Source organism: Collinsella sp. OF02-10 (assembly GCF_003463445.1).
In the GTDB taxonomy this organism is placed as follows: Bacteria; Actinomycetota; Coriobacteriia; order Coriobacteriales; family Coriobacteriaceae; genus Collinsella.
The window spans coordinates 1-20,863 of sequence record NZ_QSCW01000012.1 but is presented as its reverse complement, the minus strand read 5'-3'; the positions used below and the strand labels follow the sequence as shown (position 1 = coordinate 20,863).

Genomic DNA, 20,863 nt, shown 5'->3' with positions numbered 1-20,863 from the left:
ATGGAGCGACGCAACCAGAGAGGTCACCCATGGAATTTTACGCAAGCTGCCCCGAGGGCTTTGAGTCCGCACTCGCCGATGAGCTTAAACGCCTCGGGCTTTCGCATGTCCGCCGCCTGAAGGGCCGCGCTACATTTGAGGGCGAGCTCGAAGAAGGTTACCGCGCCTGTCTGTGGTCGCGCCTGGCCAGCCGCGTGTTTGTAGTGCTTGGGCGCTTTGAGGCGCAGGATGCCGATGAGTTGTACGACGGCGTTTACGACATCGCCTGGGAAAGCATCGTTCACCCGGGCGCTACCATCGCCATCACCGCCCGCGGCGTGACCGAGCAGCTGCGCAACACGCGCTTCTCGGCCCTGCGCGCCAAGGACGCGCTGTGCGACCGTCTTGCCGAGACCACGGGCCGTCGCGCCGACGTCGATGCCGCCGACCCCGATGTTCACCTACTGCTTTCGCTGCGTCAGCGCCGCGCGAGCATCAGCCTGGACCTTTCGGGCGACCCGCTGTTCAAACGCCTGCCGCCCGCTGCGACTCGTGCCGGCGAGGGCGCACACGTGTTGCGCCCCGACTACGCCGCCCTGGTGCTGGCGCAGGTCGGCTGGACCGCACTATGCGAGCGCGAGCTGACGGCCGACGATTACGAGAACGAAGCCCTTCCCACGCTGATCGATGCCTCGTGCGCCGGCGGCGGTCTGCTGCTGGAGGCCGTGAACATTCTGACCGACCGCGCCCCGGGCGCCACACGCGAGCGCTGGGGCTTTGAGGGCTGGCAGCTGCACGATGCCGCCCTGTGGGAGCAGCTGCTTGCCGAGGCGCGCGAGCGCGAGGCGGCAGCGCGCGAGCGCCAGGCGCGCATCGTGGCCGTGGATGTTGACCCCGCCGCCCGCAAGACCGCTGAGCGCATGGTTAAATGTGCCGGCTACAAGCGCTTTGTCGATTTTTGCGCCGCCAAGTCCGCCACCGTACTGGACCACGCGGGCGCTGTCGCCGGCGCCGCCGTGGTCGCGGATACGACCGAGACACCGCTTTCGCTCATGCATGACACCATGACGCTCATCGGCGAGTTGCGCCGCGCGCCCGAGCTTGCCGCGGCGCCGGTCGCCGCGCTCACCCGCGACGGATTGCTGGCCCGCGCGCTCCACACCGAGCCCGAGCGCTCGATCGCCGTCATGCCCAACAACGAAGAGGCGACCGTCGAAGTCTGGCCCTCGCTCGACCACGCCGCCGCAGCGTTTGAGGCTGCGACCAGCGCGGATGCCGAGGCCGAGGTTGCGGATGCCAACGAAGTCAACGATGAGGCCGCAGCTTCTGCCATGCCCGAGCCCGCTGCCACGCTCGACCTGGGCGACGGCAAGCCGCTGCCCGTGCTCATCCCCGAATCCGAGCAGTTCGCCAACCGCCTGCGCAAGAACGCTCGCCTGCGCCGCAAGTGGGCCAAGCGCGAGGGCGTGAGCTGCTACCGCGTCTACGATGCCGACCTGCCCGACTACTCCGCCGCCATCGACCTGTACGAGGGTTGCCCACAGACTCCAGGCCGCTGGCTCGTCATCGCCGAATACGCGGCGCCCAAGACCATCGACCCGGCGCTGGCCCAGGCCCGTATGCTCGACATCTTGGCCATCGCGCCGCGCATCCTGGATGTCCCAGCCGAGCATGTGCATGCCAAGGCCCGCATGCGTTCGCGCGGCGGCTCGCAGTACGGCAAGCAGGGCGCCGGCAAGGGCGGCCCGGGCGAGCGCGCCAACATCGCGCGCCGTCGCCTGCCGCTCATCGAGGAGGGCGGCCTTACCTTTGCCGTCAACTTTGACGACTATCTGGATGTGGGCATCTTCCTGGACCACCGCGTCACCCGCAACCTAGTGCGCGAGCACGCCAAGCAGGCGCGCCGCTTCCTCAACCTGTTTGCCTACACCGGCACTGCCACCTGCTATGCGGCAGACGGCGGCGTCGAGGAGACCGTGACGGTCGACCTCTCCAACACCTATCTGGACTGGGCCGAGCGCAACATGCGCCAGAACGGCTTTGTGGGGCCTCAGCATCATTTTGTGCGCGACGACGTGCTCGCCTGGATTCGCGACCAGCGCCAGACGCGCAACCGCTGGGACCTGATCTTTGTCGACCCGCCCACGTTCTCGAACTCGTCCAAGATGGGCCGTCGCACCTGGGATGTTCAGCGCGACCATGTTGAGCTTTTGGCCGGCGTATCGCGCCTGCTCGCGCAGGGCGGCCATGCCATCTTTAGCTGCAACCTGCGCGGTTTCCGCCCCGAGACGCGCAAGCTTGCGCGCGCAGGCGTGGTGCTGGAGGACATTACGGAGCAGACCATCCCCGAGGATTTCGCGCGCAACCAGAAGGTGCACCACTGCTACATCGTGCGCCGCCTGCCCATCGAGGACGCCATGGCCGAGGTCGGCTTTAGCGCCGAGGAAATTGCTGAGCGCGTCGAGGAACTGCGCAACCCCGGAGCCCGCAAGCCTCGCGCAGCATCGCCCGCGCACGCGCAGTCCGGCAACGGCAAGTCGAACTTTGCCGCCAAACCCTCCCCTGCCGGCAAGCCCAAAAAGAAGAAGTTCTACGCGAGCAAGCCCAAGGGCAAGTAACAAAAATGCGGTGGGATAGTTCCCAAATGGCCTCATCAAAAGCCAAATACGGGAACTATCCCACCGCAACTCATAGAGGGGCCGCGTCTGGGGGCCGCGCTCTGCCCTACCCTTGAGTGACCAATCGGTAACCGATACCCACGTGCGTCTGGATATAGCGCGGGTGCGCGGGGTCGGACTCGATCTTCTTGCGCAACGTGCCCATAAAGACACGCAGGCTCGCCAGGTCGCTCTTGGTCGCCGTACCCCAAATCTCGTGCAGGATAAATTGGTGCGTCAGCACCTTGTCGGCGTTGTGTGCCAGCAGGCACAAGAGCTTGTACTCAATCGGCGTCAGATGCAGTTCCTCGCCATCCATCGTGGCGATGCCGGCATCAAAATCGATATGCAACTCGCCGGTATCGAACGAGCCCTCGGAGACAACACCGCCCGCCTGCGCATACGAAAGGCGCCTGAGCGTGGTGCGAATGCGCGCGAGCAGCTCCTCGACCGAAAACGGCTTAGTCAGGTAGTCATCGGCGCCGGCATCGAGCGCTCGGATCTTGTCCGCGTCCTCGCTGCGCGCCGAAACCACGATGATCGGCATGCCCGACCACGCGCGCACCGACTCCACCACCTTGACGCCGTCCATATCGGGCAGGCCCAGATCGAGCAGCACAATGCTCGGCGCCTGCGACGAAGCGGCGGCGATGGCGGCGTGGGCGGTCTCCACAGCCATATGGCGCAAACCGTGCGCCTCGAGCGCGGCGACGATAAGGTTGCGGACGGCGGGGTCGTCCTCAACGACCAAGATGAGCGGTTTCACGGCAGAGTTCGGCACAGCGCTACTCCTTATCAAACGAAACGTCGGCGGCGGGAAGCTCAATCGTAAAGACCGAACCGTGCGGGTCCGCCGCGGTAACCTCTATGCTACCGCCATGTGCCAGCGCAATGGAGCGGCAGAGCGACAGCCCCAAGCCTACACTGCGGCAGCTGTCGGCCAGGCCATGGTTGGCGGTGTAGAACGACTCAAAGATTCGCTCGCGGTCCTCGGGCGCAATGCCCGGGCCATCATCAGCAACCGAGCACGCCACGCATCCATCATGGACGCCAATCGAGATCACGATATGCGAGCCCGCAGGCGTATAGGTGATGGCGTTGTTCACCAGATTGACCACCAGCTGCACCATCAGGCGCGCGTCGACGTTGACGAGCGCCGGCTCATCGCACGCCACCACCTTAAGGTCGTGCTCGCGCACGGCCGGGTTCACGTGGCGCAGCGCCTCCTCGACGATATCGTCCATGAGCTCGAGCGTGGTCGACAGGCGCATACCGCCACCCTCGAGCTTGGTGATGGCGAGCAGATTCTCGACAGTGGCGTTGAGCCATTGCGCGTCCGAGCGAATGGATAGGAGCATGCCGCGGCGTGTCTGGTCGTCGAGCACGGCCGTGCCGGTCGAGCCCTGGTCGAGCAACACGTCGGCATTACCCGAAATACTGGTGAGCGGCGTGCGCAGGTCGTGCGAGATGGAGCGCAGCAAGTTGGCACGCAGCTGTTCGTTTTTGGCGAGCACCGCCGCTTCCTCGCGAGCCTCCATGGCGCGGGCGCGATCGAGCGCCAGCTCGCCTTCGCTCACGATGGCATCGGCAAGCGTCCGCTCCTCAGGCGTCAGCGCATCGGGCTCGGCGACAATGGCGAACACCCCCACCACCGAGGCGGGATCGCCCGCGCGCACCATGGTGTCGCCCGAGCGCACGGTCAGGTATATGCCGTAGAACGCCGAGGCGCCATAGGTGGCATCGAGCGGCGTTCCCACATAGGCGGACGCCGAGAGCCGCGGCGGCATCTGCGGCGCCAGCTGGTGTACCGGCGCGGCATCGCCCACAGCCGTGTACGTCGTGCGCGGCAGCAGGTCATCGTTATCGGCATCGGCGCTATACCACACGACCGGACAGTCCGAAAGACGCGCTAGCTGCGTTGCCATAGCGTGCACAATCTGTTGCTGATCGCCACACCGCTGCAGCATGCGGTTAGTCTCGAGCACCATCTGCGTGCGACGGTCGCTGGCGGCAGCCTGCGCCAAGGCGCGGCGCAGGGCCAGCGCGATCGAGCTCGATACGAGCGAGACCGCAAACATAATGAAGAACATGCCGGGATAGGCGCGGTCGATAAACGACAGCGCGTAGCGCGGGTCGACAAACAAGAAGTTGTAGAGCGCCACGGCGGCAGCCGAGCTCAGCAGGCAGTACAGGCGGCTCCAGGTAAAGAAAGCGCACAGCTGCACGGCGAACACATAGACGATCATGATGCTCGGCGCGAGCCCCGGATGGTCGAGCAGCGCGCCCACAATCGTCGCCGCGGCTAGCAGCCCCGCCGATACGCAGGCGTCATACAGAGGGCTGCGACGCGTCAGCGTTGTACGCCGCCACCAAAAGTTCTCGGCAATATCGCCGTCCGCACGGACGTCCATCAGCGCCCCGCCCCTCTCTCAAAAACAAAAACCACCACAAAGGGGACTGGCACCTTTGCGGTGATGGCCTCCTTGTGGTGGTTTCAAGTGTATAGCCTTTGCAGCCTGCGGTCGCTAGACAAACAGCGCGTGCGCGAGCAGTGCGCACACGCACGCCGCGACAAACACCAGCGCCACGACCGAAATCACGCGATCGGCCATGTCCATGTTGGCCCGATTCGTAAAGAACCGATCTTCGGCGGCGTCGACGCGCGCCTCACGCACCATTTCGACCACCGCCTCGCGGCCATCGAGCGCCTTTGTATCCATGTTTGCCTCCCCGGCCTCAATCTTGTCCATCGAAAACCAACTCCATGCAGCCCGTCGGCGCCTACGGACGCTCGTCGGGAGCCAGGCGCTGCATCTTGCTCACGGCCTTAAACTTGGTGAACAGCGGCACGTACTCAAAGCTCACGTTGGAGTTCTCCAGGCCGTACCAGCGCGCAGGCGTGCCGGCGGCGCGGCGGATGATGTACTTGAGCGTGATGGCCGTACGCTCGCTGGGCTCCACGTCGCTTTCGGGCGCCAGCAGCTTGCGGATCATGACGAACTTAAACGTACCGATGTTGCCCGGGTCCTTGTAGACCGAGTAGTCATGCGTCTGCGCCGGCAGCTCGCCGCTGGCAGCCAGGTCCTGAACAACCTGGCGCAGATAGGCATTGACGCGCTGGTTGATCTTGTAGCCCAGATACAGATGCACGCGGAATACGTAGTCGGTGCCGAACGTCTCGACCGAGTAGGCAAAGGTATGCGGCTCCTCCATGGTCTCGACATTCACGAACCACCAGGCGCGAGCGCGCTTGGGGTGCTTGTCCAAAATCGAGTAGACGATATCGCGGTCGATATAGTCGGTGTTGGTGTCCTTGGTCAGGTACACGATGTTGTCGCTCATGAGCTCGTAGCGATCGTCGTCGCGCAGGCGTTTGAGCTGCGGCAGATAGCTGCGCAGCGGCAGCAGCGTAAACTGACGTTGCTCGACCGCCGTACCGTTGTACCAGCACACCATAATGCCCATGATGAGTGCAGCCATAAGGATGGTGAAGTAGCCGCCGTGGAAGAACTTGGTGAGCGAGCTCACAAAGAAGAAACCCTCGAGCAAAAGGAAGAAGGCAGCAAAGATCCACGGCGCGACCTTGAGATTGCGCTCCACGTGCAGATAGAAGAAGAGCAGCATTGTCGTGCACATCATGGTCAGGGTAATGGCCAGGCCGTACGCGGCCTCCATGTGCGCCGAGTTCTGGAACAGCAGCACCACGACGACGCAGCCCACGAGCATGACGTTGTTGACCATGGGGATGTAGAGCTGGCCCTTGGTCTCGGCAGGATAGAAGACCTGCATATGCGGCATGAGGTCCAGGCGGCTGGCCTCGGACACCAGCGAGAATGCGCCGGTGATGAGCGCCTGCGAGGCGATGATGGCCGCGACGGTGGAAAGGCCGACGGCAAAGGGGCGCAGACCCGGGGCGAGCATCTGGTAGAAGGGGTTGAGGTCGGCGATACCCATGAGCTCCGGGTTGCCGGCGTTGTTGATAAGCCACGCGCCCTGGCCCATGTAGGACAGCAGCAGGCAGCACTTAACGAACGGCCAGGTGGCATAGATATTGCCGCGGCCCACATGGCCCATGTCGGAATAGAGCGCCTCGGCACCGGTGGTAGCGAGGAAGCAGCTGCCCAAAATCATGATGCCCGCATGGTTGTTGGGGCTCAGCAGAAAAGCGATGCCACGCAACGGGTTGAGGCACAGCAGCACCGCGGGATACTGGCAGACAAAGAACAGGCCCGTGCCGCCCAGGAACAAAAACCACAGCGTCATGATGGGGCCGAAGGCGTGACCGATCTTGGCCGTGCCGATGCGCTGCACCAAGAAGAGCGCGATGATGATGGCAAGCGTGATGGCGACGACACGACCCTGGTCGTCACCGAGCACGGCATGGACCGCCGGGATGGTGCGCAGGCCCTCGATGGCCGTGGTGACGGTAACGGCAGGCGTCAGGATGCCGTCGGCGAGGAGCGCCGCGCCGCCCAGCATGGCGGGGATGATGAGCCATTTGCCGCAGCGCTTGACCAGGCTGTACAGGGCAAAGATGCCGCCCTCGCCGTGGTTGTCGGCGCGCAGCGAGATCAGCACGTACTTGACGGTCGTCAGCAGCGTGACCGTCCACACGACAAGGGAGAGCGCGCCGAGCACGAACTCCTGCGTGACGCTTCCGATGCCGCCGTTGCCGGCAACGAGCGCCTTGGTTACATACATGGGGCTGGTGCCGATATCGCCGTACACCACGCCCAGCGTGACGAGCATCGCCGAGATGCTCACAGGAATCGCAGCGTGCGAAGCTGCCTCCTTGGCCTTTTGTTCCATAAGCCAGTTTCCTCCCATTTTTAACGTTCGAGGGGATTATAGGTAATCGACCCATGTTTGAATGGCGCCGTTTTCCCAGCTAGATAAACATTTATACGGCCTTTAGGCCACCACGGCGATATGGAATGTGACAAAGGGACTGCTCCCTTGTCACATCCGTCATTTGCCGAGCCAGTTTTTGAACCACCACTCCATGGAGCGGCTCATCTCGGCCATAAAGGGACTCGTGTGTTTGCGGGTGTAGATGTCGACGACGCGCTCGCCCACCTCGCGGGCGTGCGGGCGAAACATCGCGTCCATCTCGGCCACCTGCGCATCCATGGTCGCAGCGTCGGCACGGCAATAACGCTCCTCGTGCACCAGGTTCACCACGGGATGCGCGATCGCCGGGTGCTCCTTACGGGGCGTGCCGATGATGAGCATCGACAGCGGCATGGTATAGGCAGGCAAGTCAAGCAGTGCGGCAACTTCCTCGGCGTTCTCGACGATATCGCCGATATAGCAGCTCCCCAGCCCCAGAGATTCGGCGGCGACCACGGCGTTTTGAGCGGCGATCACGGCATCCTGCGCCGCGATGGCAAAGTCGCCCAAACCCGGCGCGCGGCGGGGCGCCTTGCCCGTGCGCTCGACAAACTCGGATTCAAAGCAGCCCACGTGCTCAAACAGATCGATCCACTTGGCATAGTCGACTACAAATATGAGTGCCCAGGGCGCCTTGGCGATCATGGGCTGATGATCGCACAGGTCGGCCAGGCGGTCCAATGTGGCCTGCTCACGAATGCTCACGATGGAATACATCATCATGGCGCCTGCCGACGGCGCACGGCTCGCCGCATGCAGAATCGCCGCCCGCTGTTCGTCGGTCACCGCCACGGGACGGTCATCGTCATCACGCGCGAAGGCACGCGTAGACGAGCGATGCTCCAAGATGTCCAGCACCGCGTTGCCCGTAGTCTCGACCGGATAGCCGTATGTATCCACGACCGCAGCTCCGTCGCTGCCCATGTCCGCCTTGCAAACCTGCTCGCTCATCGCCCTACCCTCGCCATTTCTTTAAGAAGCCTTTACGTTTCCGTGTAATTCCCGTCCATTATCGCGCAGGTCGCCGCTATATTGCGCCACACCGCCACACGTGCGCGTTAATATGGCTGGTTGTTGTGCGCAGCCACCAATTGCAGCGCATATCTTGGTAACAATCGGGTAAACCCCCGCTTTCGTAGGTTTTAAGTTTGTGAGGAGTCTCAGCATGTTCGCTGCCGCCATCTCGCTCGTCGGTCTTGCGGCGACCGTCTACCTTGTCTTGCGCGAGGCCAAGGCCATTCGCGCTCAGTCGGGCACCGTTGCCAAAAGCGCTCTTGGGTGGAGCGTCGCCTTCGGCCTGTTCCAGCTCTTTTTGACCATTTGGGGCGCCATTGGCCTCGTCGCCCAAAACGAGCCGCTCGCCTTTGTGATGCTCATCCTGACCAACGCCATCCTCACCGGCTGCGCTTGGGCCAGCATCGCACGCGACCGCATCGCCCCGCGCGTCTTTGCGTTCGCCGAGCCCGACGCGCCCGCCCCCACCGGCAAGCTCGCCCGCCTGCGCGGCGCCTTTATGGGCAAACCGCTCGTCGCCGCCGTCTTGTGCCTGCTGCTCGCCGGCGTCTTTGCGCTGCTGGGCATGGAGGTCTCGTCCAACCACGACTTTACCTGGGTCTACCCCCTGTGCATCCTGCTCGAGTGGGCCATCATCACCGTGCTCATGACCGGCTTGTTCTTCCTATTCCAGCGCCACGGCGCAGCTCCCGCGGTCCTGGCCTTTGCCCTCTTTGTCCTGGGCATTGCCGAGTTCTTCGTCATCACGTTTAAATCCATGCCGATCCAGCCGGGCGACCTTTCGGCCATCTCCACCGCCGCCGAAGTCGCCGGCAACGGCTACACCTTCTCGATCTCGCTGTTCTGCGTGCTGTCCATGGGCTTTACCGCCATCGCCATGCTGCTATGCGAGTACGCCGGCCTGGTGGCACCGCACCGTCAGAAGGGTGCCGCCAACGCCAAGCGCATGCTGCTCACCAACCTGCTCGTGGCGGTGCTGTGCCTGGGCGGCGTGACCGCACACGTCACGCTTATCGACTACTACAACACCCTCGGCATCACCGTCTACACCTGGCGCCCGCTCGAGAGCTACTGGCGCGAGGGCTACCTGCCCGCCTTTATTAGTGCGGCACAGTCCATCAAGCCGCCCAAACCCGCCGACTACTCCGCCGACGATGCCAAGGCCACGCTCAAAAAGTACGCCAAGGCCTACGACAAGTCCGACGCGGCCAAGAGCGACGAGCGCGCCGCCGCCCAGGAGCAGTTCGACAGCGAGAAGCCCACGGTCATCGCCATCATGAACGAGACCTTCTCGGATCTGTCAATCTACCAGAACATGCGCGCCGGCTACGAGGGCCCGCAGTACTTTAAGAGCCTGTCCAACTGCCTCAGCCGCGGCAAGCTCTATGTGAGCGCCTACGGCGGCGGTACCGCCAATACCGAGTTTGAGTTTATGACCGGCAACTCCATGGCCAACCTGGGCTCGGGCGTGTACCCCTACACCATCTACAACATGGAGACGACCGGGAATCTGGCAGAGCAGTTCAAATCGCTCGGCTACACCACCACGGCCATGCACCCCAACCACGCGACCAACTGGAACCGCGAGAACGTCTACAAGGACTTTGGCTTTGACCAGTTCCTGTCCATCAACGATTTCCAGGGGGCCGACACTCTGCGCGGCATGGTGACCGACCAGGCTACCTACGACAAGATTCTTGAGCTGCTCGGCCAGAACGCCGATCCGCAGTTTATCTTCGACGTGACCATGCAGAACCACTCGGGCTACGACACGGGCCTGCTGCCGGTCGACAAGCAGATGCACCTCAACATCGACACGACCGAATTGGACGCCAAGACCGTCGAGGACGGCACGCTCTCCGATGTCGACGAATATGTCTCGTGCATCGAGCAGTCCGACCAGGCGCTTCGCTACTTCCTCAACGCCCTGAGCAAGCTCGACCGTAAGGTGGTCGTGGTGTTCTGGGGCGACCATCAGCCGTTCTTCCCGTCCAAGTTCAACGATAAGTGGTTTACCGACGAGGACGACGCCACCCATCAGGAGCGTCTGTGGCAGACCGACTACATCATCTGGGCCAACTACGACGTTGCCGGCTGCGACCAGACGAGCGAGGTTGACGACCTGTCCACCAACTACCTGTCCACCCAGCTGATGCAACTGATCGGCGCACCGCTGACCGACTACCAGAAGGCGCACATGACGCTGCGCGAGTCGCTGCCCGCCATCAACTCGGTGGGCTACGAGGACGCCAGCCTGCGCTGGGCGCTCTCCTCCAACGTCACCGGCGACGACGCCGTTGCCGCAGCCGCCACCAAGGCGCGCGAGGATTACGCCAAGATGCAGTACTACGAGATGTTCCGCGACGGCAAGAACGTGTACACCAAGCACTTCCAGACCGAGGCCAACGAGACCGACCCCAACCTGGCACCGGGCACGACCAAGATTAAGTAGCTGCTAGCTGCTGAGCCACAACTGAAACGTCTGTCCAGGCGGAGGCATATAAGGTTCCCTGCTCGGACAGTCCTGCGCAAGACGAAGGCCACATTAAGTGGCCTTCTTTGCGTGCGGAACTCGCGATGAACCTTACATTCCGCGTCGCCGGGCAGACGCCTCGGTGTTGAAGCGCGGCTTGCCATGAAAGCATCCGCAACATATATAAGTTGAAGGCCACATTAAGTGGCCTTCTTTATATTCGGAAAGTGTGTCCCGGAATCTGCCTTCGGAATGGGACGCAGTTTCCGCTTGAGGGCCTGTTGGGAAAGCGCATCCCACTTCAAGAGTAAATTCCGGGTCGCACTTTCCGCTAAGGCTCTCAACCGGAAAGTGCATCCCATTCCAAGCCTTAATTCCGGGACATAGTTTCCGGACAATACATCAACCGGAAAGTGGGGACCACTCTGAGCGTCGATTCTGGGACACACTTTCCGAAACCCCGCCCATCCGGAAAGCCCGTCCCACTCCGAATACATCCAGGCATGAAATCATCAGCTTATTAGGCCTTCTATCAATAAAGAGACACCCTCCCGGGCGGCGGGCACGAAGCTCATCGCGAGTTCCGCACGCAAAGAAGGCCACTTAATGTGGCTTCCTTTGCGCAGGACTGTAGAGCAGGGAACTTCGTGCCCGCCGCCCGGGAGGGCGAAGCATTTAGAAGATGGACCTAGCGCTTATCCCTCCGGGATAAGAGCAGCGCGGCCATGAAAGCAATGATTGCAAGCGTCAGCAACACCAAGAGCAATGCGAGCGTGCTGTCGCCGGTTGCCGCCAGGCCAAACAGACCGGGGCTCTTACTGCCAACAGGTTGTACGGGAATCTTCTCGCCATCGTCCTCGGCGGTGATTTCCCAGCGGATGGTCTTGCTTGCGTCGGCAAGCTCGTTGCCCACCGACGTCGGGACACTTAGTTGCAAATTGAGCACCGTGCTGCCATCGCTCGTAAACGCTGCGACCTGCGTGGGATAGGCGAACACGCTGCCCGGCGTTCCCGTCTGGAGCCAACCGGCAGACGCATCGCCCGCCGACGCCGTTAAGGTAATGGGCGACAGCTGGCGTGCCGTCTCGTGATCGACAACGGCCCGCACAAACACGCGTACCTGGGACTTTACACCCGTGGCACGAACCTCAATCTGCTGCTCGCGCACATCGCCGGGCATTAGACCTTTAAAGGCGGGAAACAGATCGGGCTCCCCCGAGGAGCCCGTCGCCCCCGAGACCGTCAGCTGGCGCGCATTTCCGTCATAGGCAATCGCGGGAGTATCGGCAAACGCACGGGCGGGAACAGCGAGCGTGACTACGCAGAAAATGGCCGCGACCATGCAACGCAAGGAGCGCGCAACACCTTTGCGAATTGGGAACGCCATACTTACGCACCTCCATGCGGCGGCACCAGCACGCCATTCTTGACCGAGCAACCCCATGCATCGTGCACGGCCTCATCGGGCGTCGCCTGGACCGCCTGAGTGGAGATATCCACGACAAGATCGCGACCTTCGGTTGCCTTGAGCTCGGTTACTCTATTAATGAGCATGCCGGTTTCACCGCCGGGAGCAACGGGCGACGTCCAGTAATAGAACCCGTCGCTCGACTTAACCCAGCTAGAAGCCGAGTTCGCGCCCGAGGCATCAGCCACGCTCCACGCAATCTCGTAGTCCGAGTCAGCTTGCGGCTCATCCCACAGGCGAGCGCCGCTCGTCGCATCTTGCCAGTAGATATCCACTGCAGCACGAATATAGGCGGGCGCAGTACCCGTGTTCTTCGCCTTGACATCGCTTTTCACTTTGCCGTTGAGCGTTTCCTGAACCGATGGCGTCACCGATCCGATGCCGAACTGGTTGACCAGCACGCCCGTAACCGAAAGCCAGGCCAGCGTGCCTGCCGTACCGGCCAAGAGGATAACCCCCACCAGCAAGGCGATGATGCGCTTGCGCTTGGACATGCTAATCCTCCTTCTTTGCTACGTTGCCGTTGCTCCAAACGTTATGGGCACGATCGCTGCCGTCGATCCATTTGTCGTTCACACGCGTGTTCGTGCAGGTGAACGTGGCATCGTTCGCGCTCGATGCAGACGAAATCGTCAGCTCGGCAGATTTGCCGAGCGCCTTGCCCGGCGTACTCAGCTCGCCCTCGTAGCGCCATGCCCAAGCCGTGTCTTCCTCGACGGTATAGATGCCCGCCGGAGCGGCGAGCTGCACGCTGCCGACATACCAGGTCTCACCGTTTTCCTGCTGCCGCTTATCGACCTTCACCTCGGCCACGCGCGTCTCGGGAGAGGCTCCCCCCGCCGTCTTCGTCACCTTAAAGCGGAACGTCTGTCCCATGGCGCTGGCATCGGTGGTCTTTTTGACGATCGTCAGCGCATGGGTCTTGGCGAAGTCGAACACGGCATTGCCAGGAGCCTGCCCCCCTTCGCCCGTCTTCTTGGACTCCAGGCGGTTGGTCAAGTCGAACGAACCGTTACCCGAGCCCAAGCTGTAGAGCGAGACATACTGGTCGTTGACGGGTTCCTCCGACATGGACGCACCAGGACCGTAGCTCGCCCGCTTAACGGTAACAGTCAGCTGCGTCCCCATAAACGGCTCGGCGAAGCAGGCCTTAAACGGCGCCTCATCGGCGTTGTTGTCGACTGTGTTGCCAGCGGTGGGATCGAGCAGCCACTTAAGCTGCGCGGTCATGGCTACGGGTCTCTCGGTATCGGACGTATCGTTGGCGGCCACTCGATACGTCACGGGATACAGGTCCATGTCTCCCTTGACCGGCTCGCCCTTAAACTCATCCCAAGACTTCGGAGCGCCAACGGCAGGCACATATCGCCACTCCAGGAAGAGTTCGCGCACGCCACCGCTAGTAGCCGTCTGTTCATCGAGCAGCGCGACGATCTTGGAGTGGGCGTCCGGGTCGTATGCCACGGACTTTTTCTCCATCTCGGGATTGCCGTTTTTGTCATAGACCGGGTTGCCGCTCTCATCCACCTTGGGAACATCGACGTTATGGACAAAGCCGGCGCCCGTCGCTCGCTCGCCGTCCGAGTCGACCGTCGCCGTAAAGACGACCGACCCGTCGACACCGTGATAGCGCACCTTATACGGCGCGATCTTATACACCGCGGTGTAGGTCACGCTCTCAAAGGGCTCGCTGCCCTCGAGGGGATACTTCTCGTCATCGGTCAACAGAGTGTATTTGCCATCGGGTTCGTAGTCACGCGACCAGCCGACAAAGTCGTACTTGGTGCCATCCTTGCCGACAACCTCAGCTGTAGCTCTTACTTCCAGCGAAATTTGATCGCCAGAGTCGGTGCGCGAAAGAGAACGCACAGAATCGGGGTTATCCAGATTGGCATCGATACTCGATTGGACAATTACCGCGCTGGCACGGTAGACCGGGTACAGCTCCATGGGGGCGTTAACCACAGTGTTTGTATTCACCATGGGGAGGCCGTCCGACCAAACGACATAACCGTTGCCGGATGCCGGTTTAGTTTCCGTCCAGCCTACGAAGGCATTGTATGCGCTCGTTGCAGCATCGATGTCGCCAACGTTATACGTCGGCAGCGGCATGCCATCCTTAAGGCTGCCGAGCGTATTGCCCTCCTGCGCGAGCTTGCCATCGATATCGGTGTCGTTCAGGTGATACACCACCGCAATGGGCGTGTAGTAGGCCACAAACGTGTAAGGCTTGCCCGGCTCCACCGGATAGGTATACGAGTTATTGCCGTCAGATTCGAGCTCCTTAACCTCACCGTTCGGGAGTTCGATTTCGACCTTATTCAGCTTGTATCGCTCGCCGCCTGACTTGTATACCGTCGTTTCGATATCAGGAGTCACCGTTGCCGTGGCGGGATCGGTGTCCGCATTGAGATTAGGGGTGATGTCATACCTAGGAACATTCACCTCGGAAGTGCCATTAAAACCGGCGCGGTGCAGGTTGGTGGTGTAGTTGACGTCGAACTTTGCGTAGACGGGATAGGCATCCTGACACTGGGTGACCTTGGAGTCATCCGTCGCCAAGTATGGCGCCGCCCTTTCCGGATCGCTCGTCACATAGGGGTCGTTGGCGACATCATAGATATATTTCCAGACGGCAGAATCCTTCTTGACCTCGGCGGTCGAAATCCAGCCCAGGAACTTATAGCCCGGCACGGCCATGTCGGCATCGGTCGGGGAAGCTTCGAGGGTCAGGGGGCTCTCATACGATCCCTTCTCACCATCTTCTGGTTTTTCGGCCACTTTAACCGACTTATTAACATGCGGGTAGTAATACGTGAACGTCGGATCCGCCCCGTTCACCTTGGTCTGCAGCAAGTTACTCTCATAGCGCCGCGTGGCAGTCCTCACGACATTATCGCCCTTGTTGTAGAAATTAACGTCCGTGGTAATCATCGCGCGAGCGTAGTACTTCTTATCTGTACGCACTATGCTCTCGATGGGATTTTTCACATATGTCCAATATTCACCATCGCGCTCAAGCGTCCAGAAATTCAGGCGATAGCGATCATTCACCAGTTTGGCCGTTACGTTCAGCGAAGCCGAAGTCCAAGTATCGCTTAGCGTTGCAGCGCCTGGAAAATCAGTATCGGCATAGAGGTTTTTTAGAGTATCGGCTCCCGTATCGTTTTTAACGTTGTGCGAGTACGCGTTAAGGGGACTCACGACAAGGGTTTTCGTCGTGTAGCGCGTCTCACACGTTCCGTCATAACTATCCTTTATGCCGTGGTCAACATGCTCCGGACCCCAGTGGACGACGTTTTCACGCACGAAGGTACTACCGACGTTTTCTTCAAAGGGCGTTTGATAGCGATTCCAAACGGAACAAAGTAGCTTGCTGTCCGTAAACTCATGGTTGGTATAAGCCCGAACGTAATAATCCACTCGGTACTCAAAGCGGGCGATGTAGGTATGTGGCACAGTTAGATCGACATCGGCAGGGAGTGTGTAGCTGGGGTCGCGGCTTACGCGCACCTCGAGCGGAGCATCCTCGGTCCCCTTGTTTTCATACCAACCCAAGAAGCGATAGCCATCGGGCAGCTTGCCGCCATTGGACAGGGGCGTACCTTCCGTGTTGCACACCTGTACCGTGTAGACGCTGGTGCCGTCCTCGGTAGTCTGGACGTCGACATTGGTTTTGCCCACACCGTCGCGCAGAGTCTTATCGTCGGTTGTGTCCCGCTCATTGCCCTCGAACACCGTTATGATGTTCGACACGTAGTCGCTGTACACCGGGTAGAAGTCGGTAGGACGGACAACCGTGATCTCGCTACCCGCAGGATAAAAAGCTCCCTGATTTTTAAGCTCGGCTAGCTGAGTCGAGGTGATGGCGGCATAGCCACCATTCATCCCCGCCTCGCTGCTAGGCTGCGTGGTCCAGCCGATAAATGTCGCGGTAGGCTTCAAGTTGCCGCGATCCGCGGGGGCAGCGGGCGTCAAACCCACGCCGTAGCGGTACCAATCCGTCGACCTGTCGTGCGCAGCACCGCTCTGCCAATCGAGCGTTTCGCCCTTGACGTTATAGAACAGCACCTGTGCCTCGTACGAAGCGATAAACAGGTCATTGCCCTCAAAAGCCTTGGCCCCTTTCGCGTTATCGGCAGTATAGGTTGACGTTTCGTCGTGCAACTCGCTCTTCTGGACCTGCTTGCCAGCAGCCACAGCATCGGCATCGGTCTTGCCGTCAAACCAGCTGTTGTCTTGTCCAATTCGATTCACTTGCACATCGGGCTCGCGGAACCAGCCCATAAAACGGTAGCCGCCGTTCTCCTCGCTCAGCCCCTCAGGCTTTGCGGAGGTATCCTGCTTAAACGTTACCGACGTATCGCCCTGGGCCAAGCCCTGGGCCGTTCCCGCCAGCACGGCACTCACGGCAAAGGTATACGGATCCGAGGTCGCCTGATCAATACCGAGTTTGGTTGCCTCGATGGTCGCGATGCCTGCACCGGGAAAATCAATCGTCGCCTTAACGCTCTGGCCATGCACGGGAATATTCAGTTTGTAGTCCATCGCCCACTCATTGGAGTGTGAGTCATTCAGATACGCATCGTTAGCAGTCGAGCGCATGGTGCCGGCACAGAAGTCGTAATCATGCTGCTCCCACAGCTCACGTGTGACGTAGCGTTCGTCGTCCCAGGAACCGAATCCGGCACCGGATACCGTGCCATCACCCGCAAGGGCGTAAATCTTCTTCTTGGCTGCCGTACCCTGACTAAACCCGGATAGGCTGACACTGGGCTTGAAGTAGCAATCAGTGATAGTCGCATCACCCGCATTAGCGCGTGCAGCAATACCGCCCAGGTTCACGTCGTTTTGAATAATGGGGATCACGGCGATGGGGTTGTACTGGCGCGAGCTCAAATCGCCGGCGAAATGGCTGCGAGTGATTTCATTACCGCTCTTAGACAAGATGCGGCCTGCAAGACCGCCCGTCCAAGCGCGCGTTACGGAGACAACGCCCACGTAAGAAGCAGCATAGCTATAGCATTTCGCCGTTGAAAAGCAGTCAATGACTTTAGCGCCTTCTGCCATGCAGCCCACAAAACCCGAGGCGTACACGTTGTTGCCGCCCAGGGCGCCAATGGCCACATCGTATTTATTGGTAACGTCGGTCATGCCCTTCTCGGCAATCGAGCCATCCTCGTTGCGCGTAGGCGTCACGCGGCAATACTCGATGGTCGAGTTCTTAACGTAGCCGGCAAACGCCGCCATATACAGGCCCTCGCCACCGATTGCCTGTACGCCCGAAGTCGTGTTGTTAACGGCGCGGCCACCACGGACCTCGCAGTTGTAGAGGGTGCAACCATCGAGCTCGCCAGCAATCAGGCCCCCCTCAAAACCCGCATTGGTAATCACATTGAGCATGTTGTTGGCACACGTAACGTGCAGGGTGCTCTCCATGACCATAACGTTTTCGAAGTGGGTGTTGATCGCCCTGCCCACGATAATGCCGCCGCGGAAGTCAGCCCAAATGTTGGCATCCTTGACCAGGAAGTTCTTAATGGTGGCGCCATCGGTCTCGGCAAAAAAGCCCGTATCGCGCTCGGGATCCAAGACCTTATTCTCGTAGTTCAGGCCCTTCACGGTATGGTTTTGACCGTCAAAGACGCCCTTAAAGGGATGTTCTTTGTTGCCAAAGGAGAGGTGCTTGACCGTATCCTCAACAATGGCGTTCATATCATCATCGTTAAGAACGATATCGTTATCGAGATAGACGCGCCACTGCGACGTGTCGCGCTGTCGCGACAGCGCGACACACGCCAGGAAGTCGTTCCTGTTTGTGATATGGAATTCGGTCTTGTCCTCGGGCACATCCTCGGCATACGCTGCCGCCGGCAGCGCTACAACGCAGCAAAGGGCGATTGCCACCACAGCGATCAGCCTGCCGAGCACGCCTCGGTTCATGTTCTTAATCTCCATGGGCTAGTTCGCCTCCGGCCAGCCCACGACGTCGAGCACGTCGAGGACGGTATCGTTTGCCTGCTGGTTTTTGGCCTGCACGGCCTGGACGTCGATATCGAGCCTGTATGAGCCGCCGCGCGCGGCATCGTGGTAGTCGCCCACAAATCGCAGCGAGTCCATGAGGCTTTCCGTCATGGAGCCGGGGTCAAGCACGCCGCCACGTCCAGCCAATCCGCGGTAGTAGTACCACCCGTCGCCGCCATCGATCCACGGGGACCCCTCGCCCGCGTTTACGTTAAACGCAACGTTGCCCGAGGCATCCGCGCTCGAACCGTCGGGCGCCACCGATACCATACGCAGGCGCGCGCGAACGTACTCAGGCTGCGCGCCGACGTTCTCCACGCGCACGATGCGGCTGATGTCAGAGCCCCCGGCCTTGGTGTCGGGATAGTCCCCGTGCTCGTTGGCCTCAAACGGAATCTCCTCGCCCCGCTCGTTTAGGGTGTATTCGCAGACTCGTACCTTCACGCTGCCAAACGATAGGACGTTGTTCGCCGGAACCATATCAACTGTAAAAGCCAGCGTGCCACACAGGCACGCCAGGGCCAACAGCGCAATCGCGGCAAGCGCCAAGGTGCGTTTCTGATTGTCGGAAAGATTGTTGAGCATTACGTTCGCAATCGTCGATCAAAGGGGGACCGAGATCCCGACCCGAAAATGGGGATGGGGAGCGGGTCGGGATCTCGGTGGAGGGGGTGGGATTACTTCAGGCCGTTAGCCCAATCCTTGGCCTGAGCAACGGCGTTGGCGGCAGGAGTAGCTTCCTCGCCCTTCTGGTCGGCGCCGAAGATGTAGGCGGAAACCGTCATCTTGGGAGCGTCGGCGACCATGGAGCCCTTCAGCGTGCTAGGGAACATAACCTTACTAAAGAGCTCGCCGGTGTAGACGTCCGCAGCAGCGCTCTTGGCGCCTAGAACGGCGGGACCGCTCGTGGCGCCCTTGGCGTACATGAACAGGCCGCTCAGATACTTGCCGTCGGCGGAAGTGGACACCTCACCATCGACCGGCTTCCAGTTGTTATGGAGCGTGAAGTACGGGGTGTCCGCGGGATCGGTGCCCTCCTTGACCATGGCGTTCTTCACATAGATAAACACGTAGGCGTCATCGGAGCCCTTCTTGATGCCAACGTTGGGGTTCTTATCGGCAGTTGCACCGGGAACGATCTTGGAGTCGTCGACCCACTTGGTCTCGAACAGGTAGGCCTTGCCAGTATTCGGTTTACTGGGGTCCGGCTTCTCGGGGTCGGTCGGATCCGGTTTGTTCTCCGTGGGACCAAAGCTACCCACCGTAAACACGTTCTCCAGCGACTGCGTAGCCGTCAGCCAGGCATAGGTGCCCACGCCGGCAGCCAGTACCAGCAGCAGCAGGGCGGCAACGATGCCGTAGCGTTTTTTCTTCTTGTTTTCCATCGTTCTCTTCCTTTCGAAAACCGACTTCCCCGGCAACGGCCCTTGCCGCCGCCGACACCTCTCCCTGCCGCTATGGACGCCGCCCCCTCGCATGCGCGCGGGCATGCTTGTCCGCAGGCTCGTCGGGGACCATCCGATCGAGCACAATCGACGCCGCGACCAGCAGCGCCAGAACGGCCACCACAACAAGCAAACCGGGCATCGTCGTGCAATATGCGTTAACGAAGCCCAGGTAAGGGACACAAAAAGAGACAGTGCCGATCACGCGCGAAAAAGGTGTCTGCTCGGCATCGTGCATGATGCTTCCATCTGCATTTTTGTTCGCAATTCCCTGCGTGCCGATCATCTGCGCCACAGGGTCGACCTCGTACACCTGGTGCGTCACCACGGCGCCGTCCGATCGGTAAAACGTTGCATTGTCGCCCACGGCAATATCCGTTGGCTCAACCTGGCGAACAAACACCATGGAGCCGACGGGAAGCTCGGGTTCCATAGAGCCCGAGAGCACAGCAAAAGGCATGTATCCAAATGCACGAGGAACAAAAGAAACGACGGCAAGGGCCATGACGAGTACAAGCACCAAGCTACAAAGAAGCGCAATAAATCGTTTGAGTCCGCGCGCCGCCATAATAATTAATTCATCCCCATCGAGGCCTTAATTCGACCAATCCAAGGGTCAGCAAGTTTCAGCAGAAACCGCAAGGCGCTTGAATAGCGAGTCCGAAATAAGCCAATTTGGAATCTTTTCGTAAGAAAAACATAGCGATGTGCTACACATTTTTCAATGTTTTGTCGCTAAATGCTACTTATTTTGGCGTAAGTGGTCATTTATCCCCAAAATGACCTGCTTTATCCAATATCTGTGATCGACCCGCTACTCAATTCCTCAATAGGAGGTCCGATATTTTGCGCAACCAAAAGAATCGTACCCCATTACAGTCTGAAATAGGCCATCGATAAATTTCGATGGCGA

The 20,863-nt window shown here is 60.5% G+C and carries 13 protein-coding genes; 2 read left to right on the top strand and 11 right to left on the bottom strand.

What is annotated here, in order from left to right; translation table 11 throughout:
* Nucleotides 1-29 precede the first annotated feature (29 nt).
* The gene (gene rlmKL / locus DXA43_RS06940) at nucleotides 30-2,597 is read left to right on the top strand and encodes a bifunctional 23S rRNA (guanine(2069)-N(7))-methyltransferase RlmK/23S rRNA (guanine(2445)-N(2))-methyltransferase RlmL (protein ID WP_117806662.1); all 2,568 of its coding nucleotides are present in this window, start codon (nucleotides 30-32) and stop codon (nucleotides 2,595-2,597) included.
* Between the two features lie 106 nt (nucleotides 2,598-2,703).
* Here rlmKL and DXA43_RS06935 read toward each other — a convergent pair whose 3' ends face one another.
* From DXA43_RS06935 to DXA43_RS06915, 5 genes are all read right to left on the bottom strand, one after another.
* On the bottom strand, nucleotides 2,704-3,417 hold the full coding sequence (locus DXA43_RS06935) for a response regulator (RefSeq protein WP_197032188.1): 714 nt from the start codon (nucleotides 3,415-3,417) through the stop codon (nucleotides 2,704-2,706).
* A 4-nt stretch (nucleotides 3,418-3,421) separates the two neighbouring features.
* Nucleotides 3,422-5,047: an ATP-binding protein gene (locus DXA43_RS06930; RefSeq protein WP_117806661.1), complete on the bottom strand. Its 1,626-nt coding sequence runs from the start codon at nucleotides 5,045-5,047 to the stop codon at nucleotides 3,422-3,424.
* Between the two features lie 114 nt (nucleotides 5,048-5,161).
* The gene (locus DXA43_RS06925) at nucleotides 5,162-5,386 is read right to left on the bottom strand and encodes a hypothetical protein (protein ID WP_117806660.1); all 225 of its coding nucleotides are present in this window, start codon (nucleotides 5,384-5,386) and stop codon (nucleotides 5,162-5,164) included.
* Between the two features lie 31 nt (nucleotides 5,387-5,417).
* Complete coding sequence (locus DXA43_RS06920) at nucleotides 5,418-7,445, bottom strand: KUP/HAK/KT family potassium transporter (RefSeq protein WP_117806659.1); 2,028 nt, start codon at nucleotides 7,443-7,445, stop codon at nucleotides 5,418-5,420.
* A gap of 159 nt (nucleotides 7,446-7,604) precedes the next feature.
* A complete protein-coding gene (locus DXA43_RS06915) occupies nucleotides 7,605-8,477 on the bottom strand; it encodes a nitroreductase family protein (protein WP_117806658.1) in 873 nt (290 codons plus the stop codon).
* Nucleotides 8,478-8,691: 214 nt separating this feature from the next.
* On the opposite strand from DXA43_RS06915, the gene DXA43_RS06910 reads away from it, so the two are divergent.
* The gene (locus DXA43_RS06910; protein ID WP_117806657.1) at nucleotides 8,692-10,992 is read left to right on the top strand and encodes an LTA synthase family protein; all 2,301 of its coding nucleotides are present in this window, start codon (nucleotides 8,692-8,694) and stop codon (nucleotides 10,990-10,992) included.
* Nucleotides 10,993-11,701: 709 nt separating this feature from the next.
* Here the strand turns inward: DXA43_RS06910 and DXA43_RS06905 are convergent.
* The 6 genes from DXA43_RS06905 to DXA43_RS06880 form a co-directional block, all read right to left on the bottom strand.
* A complete protein-coding gene (locus DXA43_RS06905) occupies nucleotides 11,702-12,400 on the bottom strand; it encodes a hypothetical protein (RefSeq protein WP_117806656.1) in 699 nt (232 codons plus the stop codon).
* A 2-nt stretch (nucleotides 12,401-12,402) separates the two neighbouring features.
* Nucleotides 12,403-12,975, bottom strand: a complete 573-nt coding sequence (locus DXA43_RS06900) for a hypothetical protein (protein WP_117806655.1) — start codon at nucleotides 12,973-12,975, stop codon at nucleotides 12,403-12,405.
* Between the two features lies 1 nt (nucleotide 12,976).
* Nucleotides 12,977-18,439 (bottom strand): hypothetical protein, encoded by a 5,463-nt coding sequence (locus tag DXA43_RS06895; RefSeq protein ID WP_117806654.1) that lies wholly within the window; start codon nucleotides 18,437-18,439, stop codon nucleotides 12,977-12,979.
* A gap of 3 nt (nucleotides 18,440-18,442) precedes the next feature.
* Complete coding sequence (locus DXA43_RS06890) at nucleotides 18,443-19,090, bottom strand: hypothetical protein (protein WP_117806653.1); 648 nt, start codon at nucleotides 19,088-19,090, stop codon at nucleotides 18,443-18,445.
* Between the two features lie 92 nt (nucleotides 19,091-19,182).
* A complete protein-coding gene (locus tag DXA43_RS06885) occupies nucleotides 19,183-19,890 on the bottom strand; it encodes a SipW-dependent-type signal peptide-containing protein (RefSeq protein WP_158564955.1) in 708 nt (235 codons plus the stop codon).
* Nucleotides 19,891-19,960: 70 nt separating this feature from the next.
* Nucleotides 19,961-20,518 carry a signal peptidase I gene (locus DXA43_RS06880; RefSeq protein WP_117806651.1) on the bottom strand — a complete coding sequence of 186 codons (558 nt, stop codon included), beginning with the start codon at nucleotides 20,516-20,518 and terminating at the stop codon, nucleotides 19,961-19,963.
* Nucleotides 20,519-20,863: the final 345 nt, after the last annotated feature.

Coding starts and splice junctions, on each gene's coding strand:
- rlmKL (WP_117806662.1), top strand. CDS start 30: ATGGAATTTTACGCAAGCTGCCCCGAGGGCTTTGAGTCCGCACTCGCC.
- DXA43_RS06930 (WP_117806661.1), bottom strand. CDS start 5,047: ATGGACGTCCGTGCGGACGGCGATATTGCCGAGAACTTTTGGTGGCGG.
- DXA43_RS06925 (WP_117806660.1), bottom strand. CDS start 5,386: ATGGACAAGATTGAGGCCGGGGAGGCAAACATGGATACAAAGGCGCTC.
- DXA43_RS06920 (WP_117806659.1), bottom strand. CDS start 7,445: ATGGAACAAAAGGCCAAGGAGGCAGCTTCGCACGCTGCGATTCCTGTG.
- DXA43_RS06915 (WP_117806658.1), bottom strand. CDS start 8,477: ATGAGCGAGCAGGTTTGCAAGGCGGACATGGGCAGCGACGGAGCTGCG.
- DXA43_RS06910 (WP_117806657.1), top strand. CDS start 8,692: ATGTTCGCTGCCGCCATCTCGCTCGTCGGTCTTGCGGCGACCGTCTAC.
- DXA43_RS06905 (WP_117806656.1), bottom strand. CDS start 12,400: ATGGCGTTCCCAATTCGCAAAGGTGTTGCGCGCTCCTTGCGTTGCATG.
- DXA43_RS06900 (WP_117806655.1), bottom strand. CDS start 12,975: ATGTCCAAGCGCAAGCGCATCATCGCCTTGCTGGTGGGGGTTATCCTC.
- DXA43_RS06895 (WP_117806654.1), bottom strand. CDS start 18,439: ATGGAGATTAAGAACATGAACCGAGGCGTGCTCGGCAGGCTGATCGCT.
- DXA43_RS06890 (WP_117806653.1), bottom strand. CDS start 19,090: ATGCTCAACAATCTTTCCGACAATCAGAAACGCACCTTGGCGCTTGCC.
- DXA43_RS06885 (WP_158564955.1), bottom strand. CDS start 19,890: ATGGAAAACAAGAAGAAAAAACGCTACGGCATCGTTGCCGCCCTGCTG.
- DXA43_RS06880 (WP_117806651.1), bottom strand. CDS start 20,518: ATGGCGGCGCGCGGACTCAAACGATTTATTGCGCTTCTTTGTAGCTTG.